General features: G+C 61.6%; 15 protein-coding genes. 4 read left to right on the forward strand and 11 right to left on the reverse strand.

The window, feature by feature from the left end:
• Nucleotides 1-46: 46 nt before the first annotated feature.
• The 3 genes from folP to V6M63_RS06750 all read right to left on the reverse strand — a co-directional run bounded on the left by folP (nt 47) and on the right by V6M63_RS06750 (nt 3686).
• Entirely contained in the window at nt 47-877 is an 831-nt protein-coding gene (gene folP / locus V6M63_RS06740; protein ID WP_332740740.1) for a dihydropteroate synthase, read from the reverse strand.
• A gap of 66 nt (nt 878-943) precedes the next feature.
• Nucleotides 944-2863: an ATP-dependent zinc metalloprotease FtsH gene (ftsH, locus tag V6M63_RS06745; protein ID WP_332740742.1), complete on the reverse strand. Its 1920-nt coding sequence runs from the start codon at nt 2861-2863 to the stop codon at nt 944-946.
• A 145-nt stretch (nt 2864-3008) separates the two neighbouring features.
• Nucleotides 3009-3686, reverse strand: coding sequence for an RlmE family RNA methyltransferase (locus V6M63_RS06750; RefSeq protein ID WP_332740744.1), 678 nt, complete (start codon nt 3684-3686; stop codon nt 3009-3011).
• Nucleotides 3687-3730: 44 nt separating this feature from the next.
• Between V6M63_RS06750 and V6M63_RS06755 the strand changes: the two genes are divergently transcribed.
• From V6M63_RS06755 to V6M63_RS06765, 3 genes are all read left to right on the forward strand, one after another.
• Complete coding sequence (locus V6M63_RS06755) at nt 3731-4207, forward strand: YhbY family RNA-binding protein (protein WP_291089968.1); 477 nt, start codon at nt 3731-3733, stop codon at nt 4205-4207.
• A gap of 70 nt (nt 4208-4277) precedes the next feature.
• Nucleotides 4278-6359 carry a M3 family metallopeptidase gene (locus V6M63_RS06760; RefSeq protein ID WP_332740748.1) on the forward strand — a complete coding sequence of 694 codons (2082 nt, stop codon included), beginning with the start codon at nt 4278-4280 and terminating at the stop codon, nt 6357-6359.
• Between the two features lie 31 nt (nt 6360-6390).
• Complete coding sequence (locus V6M63_RS06765; protein ID WP_442909553.1) at nt 6391-7062, forward strand: DUF4124 domain-containing protein; 672 nt, start codon at nt 6391-6393, stop codon at nt 7060-7062.
• Nucleotides 7063-7081: 19 nt separating this feature from the next.
• Here the strand turns inward: V6M63_RS06765 and rpiA are convergent, their stop codons facing one another.
• Nucleotides 7082-7753, reverse strand: coding sequence for a ribose-5-phosphate isomerase RpiA (gene rpiA, locus V6M63_RS06770; protein ID WP_332740750.1), 672 nt, complete (start codon nt 7751-7753; stop codon nt 7082-7084).
• A 38-nt stretch (nt 7754-7791) separates the two neighbouring features.
• Between rpiA and V6M63_RS06775 the strand changes: the two genes are divergently transcribed.
• Nucleotides 7792-8886, forward strand: coding sequence for a quinone-dependent dihydroorotate dehydrogenase (locus V6M63_RS06775; RefSeq protein WP_332740752.1), 1095 nt, complete (start codon nt 7792-7794; stop codon nt 8884-8886).
• Here the strand turns inward: V6M63_RS06775 and V6M63_RS06780 are convergent.
• The 7 genes from V6M63_RS06780 to prsT all read right to left on the reverse strand — a co-directional run bounded on the left by V6M63_RS06780 (nt 8872) and on the right by prsT (nt 16828).
• Nucleotides 8872-10005 (reverse strand): NAD(P)/FAD-dependent oxidoreductase, encoded by a 1134-nt coding sequence (locus V6M63_RS06780; protein WP_332740754.1) that lies wholly within the window; start codon nt 10003-10005, stop codon nt 8872-8874. The two genes, V6M63_RS06775 and V6M63_RS06780, sit on opposite strands and share 15 nt — an antisense overlap.
• Nucleotides 10006-10048: 43 nt before the next feature.
• The gene (locus V6M63_RS06785; protein WP_332740756.1) at nt 10049-10837 is read right to left on the reverse strand and encodes a S1C family serine protease; all 789 of its coding nucleotides are present in this window, start codon (nt 10835-10837) and stop codon (nt 10049-10051) included.
• Nucleotides 10838-11944 (reverse strand): nucleotidyltransferase domain-containing protein, encoded by a 1107-nt coding sequence (locus V6M63_RS06790; RefSeq protein ID WP_332740758.1) that lies wholly within the window; start codon nt 11942-11944, stop codon nt 10838-10840.
• The gene (locus V6M63_RS06795; protein ID WP_332740760.1) at nt 11934-12857 is read right to left on the reverse strand and encodes an HprK-related kinase A; all 924 of its coding nucleotides are present in this window, start codon (nt 12855-12857) and stop codon (nt 11934-11936) included. The genes V6M63_RS06790 and V6M63_RS06795 overlap by 11 nt, the downstream gene beginning before the upstream one ends.
• Nucleotides 12854-13189 (reverse strand): hypothetical protein, encoded by a 336-nt coding sequence (locus tag V6M63_RS06800; RefSeq protein WP_332740762.1) that lies wholly within the window; start codon nt 13187-13189, stop codon nt 12854-12856. Before V6M63_RS06800 ends, V6M63_RS06795 begins: the two co-directional genes overlap by 4 nt.
• Complete coding sequence (locus V6M63_RS06805; protein ID WP_332740764.1) at nt 13186-13815, reverse strand: hypothetical protein; 630 nt, start codon at nt 13813-13815, stop codon at nt 13186-13188. The genes V6M63_RS06800 and V6M63_RS06805 overlap by 4 nt, the downstream gene beginning before the upstream one ends.
• A 235-nt stretch (nt 13816-14050) precedes the next feature.
• Complete coding sequence (gene prsT, locus V6M63_RS06810; protein WP_332740766.1) at nt 14051-16828, reverse strand: XrtA/PEP-CTERM system TPR-repeat protein PrsT; 2778 nt, start codon at nt 16826-16828, stop codon at nt 14051-14053.
• Nucleotides 16829-16854 lie beyond the last annotated feature (26 nt).

Raw genomic sequence — 16854 nt, forward strand, 5'->3', positions numbered from 1 at the left:
TCGGCGCACGACCGCAAAGCGTCGATTATCGCGGTCATCGACCGCCTCAAACGGGCTGGATGGCCTGCCAGATCTTCAGTGCGTCCACCGTCTCCCGCACATCGTGCACACGCACCACGCGGGCCCCGCGCTCCACCGCCAGCAAGGCGGCCGCCACACTGGCTGCCACCCGATCGGCGGGCACCTCTCGCCCCGTGGCAGCGCCCAGAGACGACTTGCGCGACCAACCCACCAGCCAGGGCCAACCCAGCGCCATCAACTCGCTCTGGCGCGCCAGCAGGCTGAAGTTCTGCGCCACAGTCTTGCCAAAACCAACGCCGGCATCGAGCACGATGCGCTGGTGCGCCACGCCACGCGCCGTGAGAGCGGCGGCCCGCTCGCGCAGGAAGGCGCTCACCGCCGGCAACACGTCGCCGTCCATGGGGGCCACCTGCATGGTCTGGGGATCGCGGTGCATGTGCATGAGACACACACCGCAGCGTGGATGCGCGGCCACCACTTCCTCGGCATGGCCCCGGCGAAGGGCCCAGATGTCGTTGACGATGTCCGCGCCGGCGTCGAGCACAGCCTGCATCACCTCGGGCTTGTAGGTGTCCACCGACACCGGCACTCCCAGCTTCACCGCCTCGCGCACCACGGGCAACACCCGGGCAAGCTCCTCGTCCATGGGCACGGCCGGGCTGCCGGGGCGCGTCGACTCACCACCGATGTCCAGCATGTGTGCGCCGTCCTGGATGAGTTGCTCGCAGTGCTTGAGTGCGGCCGAAGTGCCGGCGTGCTGGCCGCCGTCGGAAAAGGAATCGGGCGTCACGTTCACGATGCCCATGACCTGCGGCTTGGCGAGGTCGATGTCAAAACGGGTGGTCTGCCAATGCATGAAGAAGATTTTGTGCGGAAACAACAACGGGGCCGAAGCCCCGTGTATCCAAAAAACCCGAGTCGCTCAGGCGGCCGTGGGGGCCGGATCTGTCGCCACGGCAGGCGACCCACCGCTGCCACCGCCACCACCCACCGAGGGATTGCGTGGCGTCCAGTCCTTGGGTGGGCGGGGTGGTTTGCCGGCCATGATGTCGTCGATCTGGTCGGCGTCGATGGTTTCCCATTCCAACAGGGCCTTGGCCATGGCGTGCATCTTGTCGCTGTTCTCTTCGATCAGGTTGCGCGCCAGCTTGTACTGCGCGTCGATGATGCGGCGCACCTCCGCATCCACCTTCTGCATGGTGGATTCGCTCATGTTGGTGGTCTTGGTCACCGAACGCCCCAGGAACACTTCCCCTTCGTTTTCGGCGTACACCATTGGGCCCAGGGCATCGGTCATGCCGTAGCGCATCACCATGTCGCGGGCAATCGTTGTGGCGCGCTCGAAGTCGTTCGAAGCCCCGGTGGTCATCTGGTTCATGAACACTTCTTCGGCGATGCGGCCACCGAACAGCATGCTGATCTGGTTCAGCATGTAATCCTTGTCGTAGCTGTAGCGGTCCTGCGCCGGCAGGCTCATGGTGACGCCCAACGCGCGGCCGCGCGGGATGATGGTGACTTTGTGCACTGGGTCGCACTTGGGCAGCAGCTTGCCGATGAGTGCGTGGCCCGACTCGTGGTACGCCGTGTTGCGGCGCTCTTCCTCGGGCATGACCATGCTCTTGCGCTCGGGGCCCATGAAAATCTTGTCCTTGGCCTTCTCGAAATCCTGCATCTCGACCACGCGCGCGTTGCGGCGCGCGGCCATCAGGGCAGCTTCGTTGCAGAGGTTGGCCAGGTCGGCACCGCTCATGCCGGGCGTGCCGCGCGCGATCACGCTCGGGTTCACGTCCGTGCCCAGCGGCACCTTGCGCATGTGCACGTTCAGGATCTGCTCGCGACCCCGGATATCGGGCAGCGTCACATAGACCTGGCGGTCGAAACGGCCCGGGCGCAGCAAGGCGGCGTCCAGGATGTCGGGGCGGTTGGTGGCCGCGACCACGATCACGCCCAGGTTGGTCTCGAAGCCGTCCATCTCGACCAACATCTGGTTCAGGGTCTGTTCGCGCTCATCGTTGCCGCCGCCCAGGCCCGCGCCGCGCTGGCGGCCGACCGCGTCGATTTCATCGATGAAGATGATGCAGGGTGCGTTCTTCTTGGCGTTTTCGAACATGTCGCGCACGCGGGCCGCGCCCACACCGACAAACATCTCCACGAAGTCCGAGCCCGAGATGCTGAAGAAAGGCACCTTAGCTTCGCCCGCGATGCCCTTGGCCAGCAGGGTCTTGCCGGTGCCGGGAGGGCCGACCAGCAGCAGTCCGCGCGGGATGCGCCCACCCAGTTTCTGGAATTTGGCGGGATCCTTCAGGAAATCCACGACCTCCTTGACCTCTTCCTTGGCCTCGTCGCAGCCTGCGACGTCGGCGAAGGTCACGGTGTTGTTGTTTTCGTCGAGCATGCGGGCCTTGCTCTTGCCGAAGCTGAACGCCCCGCCCTTGCCGCCGCCCTGCATCTGTCGCATGAAGTAGATCCACACGCCAATCAGCAGCAGCATCGGGCCCCAGCTGACCAGCAGGGTCATGAGCAGCGAGCCTTCTTCGCGCGGACGCACGTCGAACTTCACGTTGTTGTTGATCAGATCGCCGACCAAGCCCCGGTCCAGCGACGTGGCCGTGGTGCGCACGCGACGGTCGTCCTGCGTAACGGCGACGATTTCGGTGCCGCCCTGGCCTTCCTGGATGGTGGCGCTCTTGATGCGCTGGGCCTTGACCTCGTCAATGAACTCGGAATAGCCCATATAGCCCGACCCTGCGGCAGAGCGCGTGTCGAACTGCTTGAAGACAGTGAAAAGCACCATGGCGATGACCATCCACACGGCGATTTTCGAAAACCACTGATTGTTCAAGTGCAGCTCCTGGAGTCGGTATTGGCGGTTATGCGCATGTGGGAGTCATTCTAGGACTTTCAAGCGCGCGTGCCTCATGCGGGTGACGAGGCTGTGTCAATGAAAGGGTTGGCTTTTCTCTATGAGAGGCCCCCGCAGGCCGTACTCAGCCCCGTACCGTGGATTTGAGACCCAGGCCGACAAGAAAGGTTTCAGACGATTTGTCGCGCGACGCCTTGGGTTTGACCGCCTTGACGGTGCGAAACGTCTGGCGAAACAAGGCCACCATGGGGTCGTAGGCCCCGCCATGGAACAGTTTGACCACCAGCGAACCATCGATTTTGAGGTGCTTGATCGAAAAATCCACCGCCAGCTCCACCAGATCGGTGATGCGCGCGGCGTCGGTCATGCCGATACCCGACAGGTTGGGCGCCATGTCGGAGATCACCACATCGACCTGGTGAACGCCACGGTCGGTCAGGGCTTTCTCCAGCTCTTCCAGCACCGCTGCCTCGCGGAAGTCGCCCAGAATGAAATGCACGCCTTCCACATCATCCATGGGCAGCATGTCCAGCGCGATGATCGTGCCATGCAGTTCGCCCACGGCCGCGCCTTGCGGGCTCAGGCGACGGCGCGCGTACTGGCTCCAGGCGCCGGGCGCCGAACCCAGGTCCACCACGCAGTCGCCGGGACGAATCAAGCCCAGGGTTTCGTCAAGTTCCTTGAGCTTGTAGGCGGCGCGCGCGCGGTAGCCGTCTTTCTTCGCCAGGCGAACGTACGGGTCGTTCACGTGCTGGTTGAGCCAGGCCTTGTTGACCTTTTTGCTCTGGGTTTTGACTTTCATGCCCATGAGGGTCGCCTAAGGTCTGTGTAAACGATAATTGTCCCATGCCCCAGATCACACTCACTCCCGCTCAGCGCAAAGTTCACCGTGCCGAGGCCCACCACCTTGATCCCGTCGTCCACATCGGAAACGACGGATTGAGCCCCGCTGTCAAGAAAGAGATCGCCGCTGCGCTCAAGGCGCACGGCCTGATCAAGGTCCGGGTGCTCAGCGACGACCGCGCGGCACGCGAGGCCATGCTGCACACCCTGGCCGACGAGCTGGACGCCGCCCCCATCCAGCACATCGGCAAGCTGCTGGTGCTCTGGCGTCCGTTGGTCGAAAAGGTGAAGGTGGTCGACGAAGACCGCATGCCCGGCCCACGCGACGTGAAGGTGCTGAAATTCAGCAAACGCGGCGGCCAGCGTCCCGAGGTGAAGGTGGTGCGTGTGCTGGGCAACCAGCGTCTGACCACCGGCGGGCAGATCAAGCGTGCCAAGGTCATGAAGAAGAGCGTGAAGAAGAGCGCCCAATCGCAGTAACAGCCTCTCCCCACGTTCGTTCGTGGCCTCGCGGCTTGAACTTCACCCACAGCGCCACATCTGAGAACGCATGAACGACCGCACCGCCCCCTTCGACCAGAACCCACTGCTCAACTTCGACGACCTGCCGCTGTTCGATGCCATCACACCAACACTGGTGGGTCCGGCGATCGATCAATTGATGCAGGCCGCCAGCGTCGCGCTGGAGACCGTGACGGCCAGCAGCTTCCCGCCCGACTGGAAGCGCATCTCCGAAACCCTGGATGTGCCCACCGAGCGCCTGTCGCGCGCGTGGGGCGCCGTGAGCCATCTCAACAGCGTGGCCGACACCCCCGAACTGCGCGCCGCCTACAACGAGGCTCTGCCCAAGGTCACCGAGTTCTGGACCCGCCTGGGCGCGGATGAGCGCTTGTACGCCAAGTACAAGGCCATGGACCCCACCAGGCTCAACGCCGAGCAAGCCCGCGCCCACCACAACGCGATGCGCGGCTTCGTGCTGGGGGGCGCCGATCTGCAAGGCGAGGCCAAGACGCGGTTTGCCTGGCTGCAGGAGCGACAGGCCGAGCTGGGCCAGAAGTTCAGTGAAAACGCGCTCGATGCGACCGACGCTTTCGCGTTGTACGTGACCACCGAGGAACTGGCCGGTGTGCCCGATGATGTGATGCAGTCCACCGCCGCAGCGGCCGCAGCCGAGGGCAAGCCGGGCCACAAGCTCACGCTGAAGATGCCGTGCTACCTGCCGGTGATGCAGTTCGCCCACAGCAGCCCGCTGCGCGAACAGCTCTACCGCGCCTACGCCACCCGTGCCAGCGATCAGGCCGCTGGCGACGCGATCAAATTCGACAACGCGGCGATCATGGGCGAGCTGCTCGCCTTGCGCCACGAAGAGGCGCAGTTGCTGGGCTATCGGCACTACGCCGATGTATCCCTGGTACCCAAGATGGCCGAATCGCCCGAACAGGTGATGGCCTTCCTGCGCGACCTGGGCATCAAGGCCCGCCCCCATGCCGAAAAAGACCTGGCCGACCTGCGAGCCTTCGCCGCCAGCGATCTCGGCCTGACCGACCCGCAGGCTTGGGACTGGCCCTACATCGGCGAGAAGCTCAAGGAGGCGCGTTACGCTTTCAGCGAACAGGAAGTCAAACCCTATTTCACGGCGCCCAAGGTGCTGGTGGGTCTGTTCCAGATCGTCGAGACGCTGTTCGAGGTGGCCATCCGCCGCGACCAGGCGCCGGTGTGGAACCCGGGTGTCGAGTTCTACCGCATTGAACGCAACAGCCCGAACGGTACAGAGCTCGTGGGCCAGTTCTACCTCGACCCGGCCGCGCGCAACGGCAAGCGAGGTGGCGCCTGGATGGACGACGTGCGCGCCCGCTGGCTGCGCCCCGACACGGGCTCGCTGCAAACGCCCGTGGCGCACCTGGTGTGCAACTTCGCCGAGGGCGTGAACGGCAAGCCAGCCTTGCTCACGCACGACGATGTCATCACCCTCTTCCACGAGTTCGGCCACGGCCTGCACCACATGCTCACCCAGGTGAACGAGCGCGACGTCTCGGGCATCAGCGGTGTCGAATGGGACGCGGTTGAACTGCCCAGCCAGTTCATGGAGAACTTCTGCTGGGAGTGGGACGTGCTCAAGCACATGACCGCCCATGTGGACACCGGCGAGCCGCTGCCACGTGCGCTGTTCGACAAGATGCTGGCTGCCAAGAACTACCAGAGCGGGCTGCAGACGCTGCGCCAGGTCGAGTTTTCGCTGTTCGACATGCTGCTGCACAGCCAGCCACAGCCCGCCACCAGCGGCGAGGCCATCCTCGCGCTGCAGCAGCAGGTGCGCGACGAGGTGGCGGTGCTGCAGCCGCCGGCCTACAGCCGCACACCGCACACCTTCAGCCACATCTTTGCCGGCGGTTACTCGGCCGGGTACTACAGTTACAAGTGGGCCGAAGTGCTCTCGGCCGACGCGTACGCCGCGTTTGAAGAAGCGGCACAGCAAAATGGCCACAGCACGCTGGACGTCGCCACGGGCCGCCGCTATCGTGAAGCGATCCTTGAGGCGGGTGGCAGTCGCCCTGCCATGGAGTCGTTCAAGGCCTTCCGGGGCCGCGAACCCAGCATCGATGCCCTGCTGCGTCATCAAGGCATGGCTTGATTTGTTTTGCTGATTGCCGATAGGAGTCGACATGAACATCCCCACATCCACGTTCACCTCAGCAACCGTGTCCTACCTGCGCTGTGCAGCCGTGGGCCTGATGGCGGGTCTGGTGTCCGTGTCGGCCCTGGCCCAGGGCGTCTACCGAATCGTCGGACCCGATGGTCGTGTGAGCTACTCTGACCAACCACCGCCAGCCACCAACGCCCGTCCCGTGACAAACGCGACGGGTTCCGTGAGCGCCAATGCCAATGCCCAGCTGCCCTTCGAGCTGCGACAGGTCAGCAACCGGTACCCGGTGACGCTCTACACCAGCAGCGAATGCGCCCCTTGCAACAGTGGGCGCAACCTGCTCAACGCGCGCGGCATCCCCTATGCTGAAAAAACCATCAACACCAACGAGGACGCCGAAGCCCTCAAACGCCTCAGTGGCCAGGCTTCTCTGCCCTTCCTGACGATTGGCAGCCAGCAGATCAAGGGCTATTCCGACAGCGAGTGGACCCAGTTCCTCGATGCGGCCGGCTATCCCAAGCAGTCGGCCCTGCCCACAGCCTACCGGCAAGCCGCCCCCACTCCATTGGTGGCCGTTCAGGCTCCGGTTGCAGCGCCCGGGCAAGCCGCGGCCCCATCGCCATCCGTCGAAGCGCCTGCAGCGCCATCGGTGACACCACCCGTCACCAACCCTGCCGGCATCCGTTTCTGATCAGGCGCCGGGCGCGGGCCTAAAAGGTCAGCGTCTTCACGCCACTCGGCGTGCCCAGCAAGCACACGTTGGCTTTCTGGTGGGCAAACACACCCACCGTCACCACGCCCGGCCACTGGTTGACTTCGCTCTCGAACGCCAGCGGATCGGTGATCTGGAGACCGGTCACGTCCAGGATGTGTTGCCCGTTGTCGGTGACCAACGGAACACCGTCCTTCACGCGCACGCTGGCGTGTCCGCCCAGGGCAGCAAACTGCCGCACCAACCGCGCGGTGGCCATGGGGATCACCTCCACCGGCAACGGAAAGGCACCCAAGGCCTTCACCAGTTTCGATTCGTCTGCGATACAGACAAAGCGGCGCGACTGCGCCGCCACGATTTTTTCACGTGTGAGCGCAGCACCTCCGCCCTTGACCATGTGGCCGCTTTCATCGATCTCGTCGGCGCCATCGATGTAGACCGACAGCTCGCCCACCGCGTTGGCCTCGAACACCGGGATGCCCAGCGCCTTCAGGCGCACGGTGGAGGCTTCGGAACTGGAGACAGCACCAGCGATCTGGTCCTTGATGCTGGCCAATGCATCGATGAACTTGTTGACGGTGGAGCCGGTGCCCACCCCGACGATCTCACCGGGGGTCACGTATTGCAGGGCGGCCTGGCCGACCAGCGCTTTGAGTTCGTCTTGGGTCATTTGAGACAATCGGTGAAACAACAGCCCTGGATTATCCGATGTCGCTTCTCCCCTATGCCGCCGCCCGCCCCTTCCTGTTCGGCATGGACCCCGAAGCCGCCCACGATCTGACCATCAACGCCCTCGCACGACTGCAACATTCGCCGCTGACCTGCCTGTACAGCGAACCCCGGGTCCACGATCCTTACACGCTGGCGGGCATCCAGTTTCCCAACCGCGTTGGCCTCGCGGCTGGACTCGACAAGAATGCCCGCTGCATCGACGGCCTGGCGGCCATGGGCTTCGGTTTCGTGGAGGTCGGCACCGTCACGCCCAGAGGTCAGAGTGGCAATCCGAAACCCCGCATGTTCCGTCTGCCAAAGGCCCATGCCTTGATCAACCGCCTGGGCTTCAACAACGAAGGTCTGGATGCATTTCTGATCAACGTGCAGCGTGCCCGTTTTCGAAACCAGAGCGGCGCGAGTCCCATGGTGTTGGGTCTGAACATCGGCAAGAACGCCAGCACGCCCATGGAGCGTGCCATCGACGACTACCTTGCCTGCCTGGACGGCGTGTATCCGCATGCCGACTACGTCACCGTCAATATCTCCAGCCCCAACACGCAGAACCTGCGCAGCCTGCAGAGCGATCAGGCGCTGGACGCCCTGCTCGGTGCAGTAGCCGAGCGCCGCGAGTTGCTGGCTCAGCGTCACGGCCGGCGCATCCCGATCTTTCTGAAGATCGCCCCAGATCTGGACAACACACAGATCGAGATCATCGCGGCCACGCTCATGCGTTATGGAGCCGACAGCGAAGGCCATGCGACCCATGCTCTGGGCGTGATCGCCACCAACACGACACTCAGCCGCGAAGCTGTGAAAGGCATGGACCACGCTACAGAAACTGGCGGGCTGTCGGGCTCACCAGTGCTGCACATGAGCAACCAGGTGATCCGCCAGCTGCGCGCCTGTCTGGGCAAGAGTTTTCCCATCATTGGCGTGGGTGGCGTGCTCAGCGCGTTGGATGCGGTAAGCAAGATCCAGGCGGGCGCCAATCTGGTTCAGATCTACACCGGGCTCATCTACAAGGGCCCGTCCCTGGTGGGGGAGTCGGCCCGGGCGATCCAGGCCCAAGGCAGTTCAGAGGGTTCGTGAAACTGAAATCACCTGGTCTGCGAGAGCCAGGCAGCTGGTCAGGCCGGGTGACTCGATGCCAAAGAGGTTGACCAGCCCCGGCACACCATGGTCGTCCGGCCCCTGAATCCAGAAATCGGCAGCGGGCTCGTGCGGGCCATTGATCTTGGGCCGAATGCCGGCGTACCCAGGTTGCAGCGACCCATTGGGCAATTCGGGCCAATAGCGACGCACCTCGGAATAGAAGACGTCTGAGCGGGAAGGATCCACCTGCAGATCGTCGGGCGAAGAAGTCCACTCCACATCCGGGCCAAATTTGGCTTGTCCACCCAGGTCCAGGGTGAGGTGGACACCCAACCCGGCCAGATGCGCATCGGGCTCGGGCGCCGGGTAGATCAGATGGGAAAAGGGAGAACGACCCGTGAGCGTGAAGTAGCTGCCTTTGGCATACCAAGCCTTGGGGATGTTTCTCGTATCCAGGCCGCGTGTCTTGCGAGCGAGATCGCATGCGTACAAGCCCGCTGCGTTGATCACGGTCCGGGCCATCAAACGGGTCCCGTCCAGGGACTCCACTTCAATCCCTCGCGGTGTGACGGCGAGCTCGCGCACTCCGCTGTGACACACCACCAGCCCTCCTCGATTCTCCAGATCCCCCTGCAGTGCCAGCATGAGCGCGTGACTGTCCACAATACCGGTGGAGGGCGAGCGAATCGCGCCCAGACATTCAAGCTCGGGCTCGAACAACTGCGCTTCATCCCGGCTCAGCAGAACAAGATCGTCCACCCCGTTGGCCGCCGCCTTCACCAGAATCGCCGGCAAGGCCGCCAACTGCGATGGCGTGTTGGCGACGATGAGCTTGCCGCACCGCCGATGTGGAATGCCGCGCTCGGCGCAGTACGCGTACAGCGCCTCACGCCCCTGAACACACAGCGTGGCCTTGAGCGAACCGAGCGGATAGTAGATACCCGCATGAATTACCTCGCTGTTGCGCGAGCTGGTGCCTGTGCCGATCGTGGCTTCGCGCTCAAGCACCATCACCTCCCGACCGGTCAGGGCAAGAGCGCGCGCCACCGCCAGTCCTACAACGCCAGCCCCGATAACGAGCGCATCCACGCGCTCCATGACTTTGACTTTGTTCATTGCTTGAAGATGCTCACGTGACTGACACAGACCCGGTGCGCCTTCAGCGGTGTCGATCCAGCAATTCCTGTATGTGCGCGCTGGGAATGGCGTATGAAATACCGGAGGGTTGACTCAGAGCGGACTCCCGCGTGCCTTTGATCAGGACCATGTTCATCACGCCCACGACCTCGCCGGTACTCGGATCAAAAAGTGGCCCCCCGCTGTTGCCCGGGTAGGCGGTTGCGTCCAGCTGGAAAATTTCGAACGTACCGCCACGCAACCCTCGAATGGCCTGCTCGCTCAACCGTCCTGCGGACGGGCTCGGCAATGCCGCGGCGGTGATGCTGGAAACAGTGGCTCGATGGGTTACTACCGAGAAGCCCAGTACACCCCCGATGGGAAAGCCCATGAACGCCAAGTCCGCTCCCTCCCGCACCGCTGCCGAGTTGCCCAAGCGCATGGCCGGTCCAGCGGGGCCGTCCATGCGAAGCAAGGCGAGATCTCGGGCTGCGTTGGTACCCAGTACTCGAGCAGATCGCATCTGCCAGTCACCAGACGGCTGACGGACCTGAACCACCAGCGCTGGCGCATCGGAAACCGGCGGGGCGGTTGGCAGAACGTGCGCGTTGGTCACAACCATCAGTCCATCTCCGACAATGAACCCCGTGCCTCTGAGCTGGAAACGCGGACTTCCCGTGGCCTGGTATGTGCCGATCAACAGCACCGATGGCTTGAGACGCTCGATCGTGTCAGACAGTCCTGCCCAGGCAAGGCCCGGTGAAGAGAGCACAACACCGAGGCACAAGAGCAAGGTCGCCGCGCGGCGCCTGGGGGGGTCAGGTAGGCGCATTCATGCTTTCTGTTGAAGGACAACTTCATCTTTTTCGCTATTGGGGAATTGCCGCATCCAGGCCTTGCGCAAAAGATGCGGGATCACAAGCTGCAAGGGCATTCGAAGCATGTGTGAACGCACATACAAAAACCACCGAGCCACACCGGTCAACGGCAGATCACAACTGGGATGCATCGGCCTCAGCGCAAGCCCCAGCGACCATGACATCAGCGCTCGCGCCAGCAGATTGGGGCCCATCGCCTCAACGCGTGCCAGTAGATGGGGTGGCGCCTGGGTGCCAAACAGACGCCCAATGTGCCTCAGGGCATGAAACAGGGGTGTCTGCAGCCCCAGCTCGTCCGCACGCGCAACGAGCTCGTCCCAAAACCCAGGCGTCGGGCCGAAGCGAATCAACAAATCATTGAGGTCCAGCAGATCCCGAAGTCCATGACCAAAGTCACCTTCTTGAAAAAGATGCACCGCGCTGTGCAAAACCATGTCGGCAGGCGCCAACACAAACAGCATCGGGTAACCCTTCACTGGAACGACCCGCTCCAGCAACTTGCGCCCATCAACGCGGAAGCGTGACGTCGGCGGCGCAATGGTGTGGTGCAGATCGATGAAGGTATTGCGCTTCACATGGCGCAGAGGCGGTATCTCGTGCATCCATTCCCGGTAGTAGCGCTGGTTGTAGGCATCACGCTCTTCGCAGATCCATCCACCACCCAACAGACAGCTTTCGGCCTCTTCAATGCGATCCTTGTCCACCAGGATGTCGATGTCCGAGAACAAGCGACCCTGGGCTTGCGGCAACTCGTGCATCACGTACGCTGCACCCTTCAACAGCACCACGGGTGTGTTCAGCTCCAACATGGCCCGAGCGATGCAATTCACCTCCCAGCGCACCTCATGTTGCTGCCGTTCGGCAAGCCTGATGGCGCCTTCAAGATGGCAACGTGGACCAGCCGGAACGTGTTCGATCCAGCCTCTGTCGATGTACAGATGTGCCAACCGGGGCAACAAAGTGGTCTGCCGTGCCTGCCCCAACATCACTGACCACTGCCGCAACGTGAGTTCGGGTTGAGCCGTGGAAGTCCAGACAGGGGACAGCAGATCAGTGTTCACCGACTCTCCCGGCAACCAGTTCGTCGAACACCGACACCGCGTCGTCGAGCTGGCTGTATTCAAAATCATAACAGTCGCAACGGGCGACCACATCGGCCAGCACGTCAAATCCTTGCTTGCCCAGGATGAGATAGTTGAAAGAGTTGCGCCCGAGTTCAAGCAGGCTATCGGCCTTGGAGCGCTTGGACAGTACAGGCTTCGCTCCAGCCACATAACGTGGAAAGATCACCCAGCGAGGATGCGCGGGGTCTTTGATGCGGGCCAGGTGCTCCGAACGCACTTTCATGTGACTCACCGTACCCTTGGACGTGTCGTGCACCACTCGACTGAAGACCGCCTCCGGCACATAGTTCCGAATGATGTCGATGGATTGGTTCTTGAGGCTGATGGGGCGTCCGAACGGGGTGATCGAAAGGTCCTTCAGAGAAATCAAAGCCAACTCGTCTGACAGCAGCCGCCATCCGCGGTTGACAAGGCCGGCACATAAAGTGCTCTTCCCCGACCCAGGAGGCGCCGGCAAGATCACCGCGCACCCCTCCCGCTCGATCACCGCTGAGTGCAGCAACAAATAATGGTAGGTGTGCATGGACACACACCAATTCATGGCCCATTCAAGCAGCGGAAATGCATGCCGCTCCGGCAAAGGCACAAACGGCTCAAGGCCGTCAAAAGTGAAGATGGCCTGCCTTCTAACCCAGCGTCGCCACCCCTTGCCCCTGGAAATGCAAACACTGAAGTCCACAAACTCGCCGCGATCCAGGACTGGGTAGTCTGCATAAAGTCGCATGAGTGCCTCAGCTACTTGGGGCAAAGGGCATGACAACTCGAAGGAGAAGGGTCCCACTCCAAGAATCAAATCCCCTATGGACAGCCGTTCGCGCAGTTCATTGGGCTTCAGGTCAGAAAGAATCACGCTTCTGCGACCTCAACCAAGCCAGCGCCAAGCAGCTCTTCGAGGATGTTGTGCACAAGCGGAGGGATTGCTGTGGCATCCACCGAACCCAGGTGTTCCACCACCTGGAGGACCAAAGATGCTTCGCTATGGAGGCCCTGAGCAAGTACGTCCAGCACGAACGCCTTCAACACATCAAATCGGTAAGTGATGCCAGAAAGCTGATCGAATACAACGAACTCTTCCTCAAACGAGCGCCAGTGCAAGGCCACCAAAGGATTCTGAAAGAACAGCTTTCCGCCCGGCATCAGCCCGCTGGCCTCAAAGGATGTGAATGCAGACGCGGGACTCAAGTCTCACCATGAGTCTCCAGATACGTCGTCGCCAGTTCGTAGAATTTCGCTCGCTTCACACTGTCCGCAGAGTTGTAGAAGCCCATTACTTCTGCGCCGCTGTAAGGAAACGGATAGCCCGGAACGCCACCAGACAATCCATTGAGGTAAGCCCCGATCCAGTGACGCGTCTTGGTGGACGAATAAATGGGATTGCTCATCACCTCGAACAAGGTCTTGTTGCTCAACGAGCGCCCCGGATCGTCTGACTCGCACCGGTTAAAGAGGACCTTGCATTTGACGGTATGGTCAGTTGGCCACGAGCGTCGGGGGGTGCCGTCACTCTTTTTTTGACCCCACCAGCCCGGGCTGTACCCGCCACAAATCCTGGCATCGTTGGGAATATTCGAATCTGCCACCTTCGACTGCATTCCCGAGACCGAACAACGGAGATTCGGAGTGCCGCCATCACCTTGGGGCGTAAGAAGGGTGCTCCCCTGCGCCAACGTGGACAGAGGCAGTGCCGCTGCGGTAACAACCGCCGAGCCCTTGCCCAATCCTCTCAACATGATCAACCGCCGAGACGCAGCCTCGGGAGAAAGCTTGCGGGCATTTTCAGGCGGCTGTGACGGGATGTTTTCTGGCATGTGAAACTTTCTTGCAACTTGATTCAGGGTTGCGATGACTCGTTATAAGCAATTTTCAGACCCAAGCGAACATGTATCTGAAAGTTGTTCTCTTTCAACGCCTTAAGCAGCCTTCGGACCGATGTTTCTGCACCGACGGCAACCGCGGTGCTTGGTTCGTAAAAAAAACCGACACCCAATATGAAACATTCGCCCCCCACGATCCTGTCCGTGATTGCCACAAGCAAAGGGCATCTCAGAGCGACTTCTTCACCGCAGCCACTTCGCTCTGCCCTCCAAACTTGGCGCCCATGGCTTCCAACTCATCGAGCAACACGCGTGCAGTGGCTTTATCGCCGGCCGCCACGTGTATTTTGGCCAAATTGAGTTTGAACGCCGGTGAATTGGGCTGCGCGGCAACCACCTTCTTCTGGATATCCAGCGCCTTGGCGTGTTCTCCCTTCTCGGACAGCAGCATGGCCAAAGTGTCCAAGAACGCAGGTTGGTTGGGTGCCGTCGCCACAGCCCGCTCAGCGATGGACACGGCATCGGCGCGCCCCAGTTTCCCAGCCACCCATGCCAGGTTGTTCAAGGCCAGGCCATTCTTGGGCTGAAGCTCAACCACCCGCTCGTAGTGGCGTTGCGCATCCTGCAGTTTGTTGACGCCCAGCGCGCGGTCACCCAGGAAAAGGCGGAACCCTGCATCGTCCGGATGGCTCTTGATCCAGTCCGCAGCCGTGCGATCCGCATCCGCTGCCTTGCCGGCCAAGCCCTGCGCCGTGTGCAGTTTGATGGCCAATTCGGTACTGGGCGCTACCTTGAACCCGGCACTGTAGGCATCGACTGCACCACTCCAGTTTTTGGTAGCGGCGTGAACATCACCCTCCAACAGAAAGCCCACCGCCTCCTTGGGTCGTTGCTTCTGCACGGTTTTGCTCACGGCCAGCGCATCTCCTGGCTTCTTCGCTTGTATGGCAAGCTCTGCCAAGCCCCGCTGCGCGAGCAGCAAGTTGGGTTGAATATCCAATGCTTTGCGCAGACTTTGCTGGGCCGCCGCAAAGTCTTTCATCACGGCATGCACGGTCGCCATTCGCACATGTGGAAGTGGGGACTGCGGCATCAAACCAGCCATCTTGTTGAAGCTGCTCATGGCCTGGTTGTTCTCACCATTGGCAGCCTGCGCCCGCCCCAGTACATCCAGCAGTTCAGGGGTGTCAGGGATTGCTGACACCGCCGTTTGCGCATTTGACAACGCGGCTGCGTTGTCTTTCTGCTGCAGGAGGTATTCGACCAACATCAATCGAGGCAACTTCTCGGTGGGTGCAGCGTCTATGGCCTTGCGGATTGCGTCCAGCACCTCTGCTTTTGGAGCGCCGTTCCTGGCCTTTATCTCAGCCAGGGCCATGAACGCTTGCGCATTCTTGGGTTCACGCTGAACCAATCCCTCAAACCGCTTTTGAGCTTCCTGCGCTTTGCCGTCAGCAACATCCAATGTCGCAAGCGCAGTCGTTGCAGCCATGTAGGACGGAGAAATTTCCAGAGCGCGCTCCAAGGCCTTGCGAGCGCCGGCCCGGTCATCGCGCAAAAGCAAGGCTCGCCCCCGGAGCAACGAAGGCATCGGGTCATTGGCTCGCTTCTTCTCCAGGTCATCAATGGCGGCCAACGCCTTGTCCACGTCTTTTCTGCGCAGATGTGCGTTGATCAATGCCATGTCGGCCACGACACCCTTGTCGGATGCCGCGATGTCCTGCAAGGACTCCATGGCCAACTCGGTTTTTCCGGACATCAACTGACTGACTGCCAGCGAGGTCTGCTTGGCGGGGTCATTGGGATCGAGTTTGGTGGCGCGCGCAAAGAAGGACTGTGCCAACTCAAGTTCACCCCTGACCATGTGTACCTGCCCTGCCACTGAAAGCAAGGCAGGATCAGAGTTATTTGTCGCGATGTCTGGTGGCAAGGCCGCAAGAGCCTTGTCTGTCTGACCGGTGCGCAACAACGTGAGCACCAGCGCACGGCGCGCAATCTTCAGTTGGGGAGCGGCTGCCACTGCGCGCGTCAGGTACGCCTCCGCTTGAACCAATGAATTCAGTTGGAGTTCGGTCGCCCCCGCCATCTCCAATGCCGTGGGGCTATTGGGTGCAATCTTCAGCATCTGTTGCGAAAAATCGCGTGCCGCCGGATAGTCCTTTTTCTGAAACGCAAGCAGCGTTTGCAAGTACAAGGTCTGCGGAGTTCCTTTGGCGATTTTCACCAAGGCATCCAGTTCCGTGGATGCCTGATCCAGTTGCCCCTGACTCAGCAGAACCCGGACAACCGCTGCGCGGGCATCCGCAAACTGCGGGTTGGCTTCACTGGCATCGCGATACAGAGCCAAAGCGTCTTTGACATCTCGCTTGCTGTACAAAAAGATGTCGCCCTTCAGCTTCAAGGCCTCTTCGTTTTTGGGCGTGGCAGCCAGAACCTTGTCCAGAATGGCGATGGCTCCTTCAAAGTCGCGTTGAGCTCCCTTGAATCGGGCTTGCTCGATCAGCGCTGGGGCATGGTCCGACTTGGCCGCAAGCGCCTGCTGGAGGCTGGCCTCGAAACCCTCCTGTTTGCCTTGCTGGCGCCATGCGATCGCCTGCAAGGTTTTCAGGTCGGCCGTCGCATCAGGCGTGGCGAGCTCAATCTTGTCGAAATCGGTGGTGACTTGTTTGTACTCACCCAATGCGAGCATGCTGCGCACCAGCAACGGCGTCACCTGCTCAGGAGCGAATCCGAGATCGCGCGCCTTGCGCAGCTCGGCTTTGCCACCCACCGGGTCGCCGTTGAGCAACAGCGCCTTGCCCAGAAGAAACCGCGCCTGCGCCAGGTTGGGGTTCTCCTGCAAGGCGTTCTTGAGCTGAATGATGGCCGCAGCGTTGTCCTTCTTGTCCAGGTATTGCTGCGCAGAATCCACCATTTTCTGGGGATCGTTGTCTGCGCAACCGGCAAGGAGAAGCGTGACGGCAAGGGTGACAGGTGCAAATCCGAAAAGGGTTCTGGCGATCTTCATGGGTTCCTCCGGAATGGTGTGATGAG

Origin of the sequence: Hydrogenophaga sp., from assembly GCF_036675665.1 — a bacterium.
In the GTDB taxonomy this organism is placed as follows: Bacteria; Pseudomonadota; Gammaproteobacteria; order Burkholderiales; family Burkholderiaceae_C; genus Hydrogenophaga.

Coding starts and splice junctions, on each gene's coding strand:
- folP (WP_332740740.1), bottom strand. CDS start 877: ATGCATTGGCAGACCACCCGTTTTGACATCGACCTCGCCAAGCCGCAG.
- V6M63_RS06750 (WP_332740744.1), bottom strand. CDS start 3,686: ATGAAAGTCAAAACCCAGAGCAAAAAGGTCAACAAGGCCTGGCTCAAC.
- V6M63_RS06755 (WP_291089968.1), top strand. CDS start 3,731: ATGCCCCAGATCACACTCACTCCCGCTCAGCGCAAAGTTCACCGTGCC.
- V6M63_RS06760 (WP_332740748.1), top strand. CDS start 4,278: ATGAACGACCGCACCGCCCCCTTCGACCAGAACCCACTGCTCAACTTC.
- V6M63_RS06765 (WP_442909553.1), top strand. CDS start 6,391: ATGAACATCCCCACATCCACGTTCACCTCAGCAACCGTGTCCTACCTG.
- rpiA (WP_332740750.1), bottom strand. CDS start 7,753: ATGACCCAAGACGAACTCAAAGCGCTGGTCGGCCAGGCCGCCCTGCAA.
- V6M63_RS06775 (WP_332740752.1), top strand. CDS start 7,792: ATGTCGCTTCTCCCCTATGCCGCCGCCCGCCCCTTCCTGTTCGGCATG.
- V6M63_RS06780 (WP_332740754.1), bottom strand. CDS start 10,005: ATGAACAAAGTCAAAGTCATGGAGCGCGTGGATGCGCTCGTTATCGGG.
- V6M63_RS06785 (WP_332740756.1), bottom strand. CDS start 10,837: ATGCGCCTACCTGACCCCCCCAGGCGCCGCGCGGCGACCTTGCTCTTG.
- V6M63_RS06805 (WP_332740764.1), bottom strand. CDS start 13,815: ATGCCAGAAAACATCCCGTCACAGCCGCCTGAAAATGCCCGCAAGCTT.
- prsT (WP_332740766.1), bottom strand. CDS start 16,828: ATGAAGATCGCCAGAACCCTTTTCGGATTTGCACCTGTCACCCTTGCC.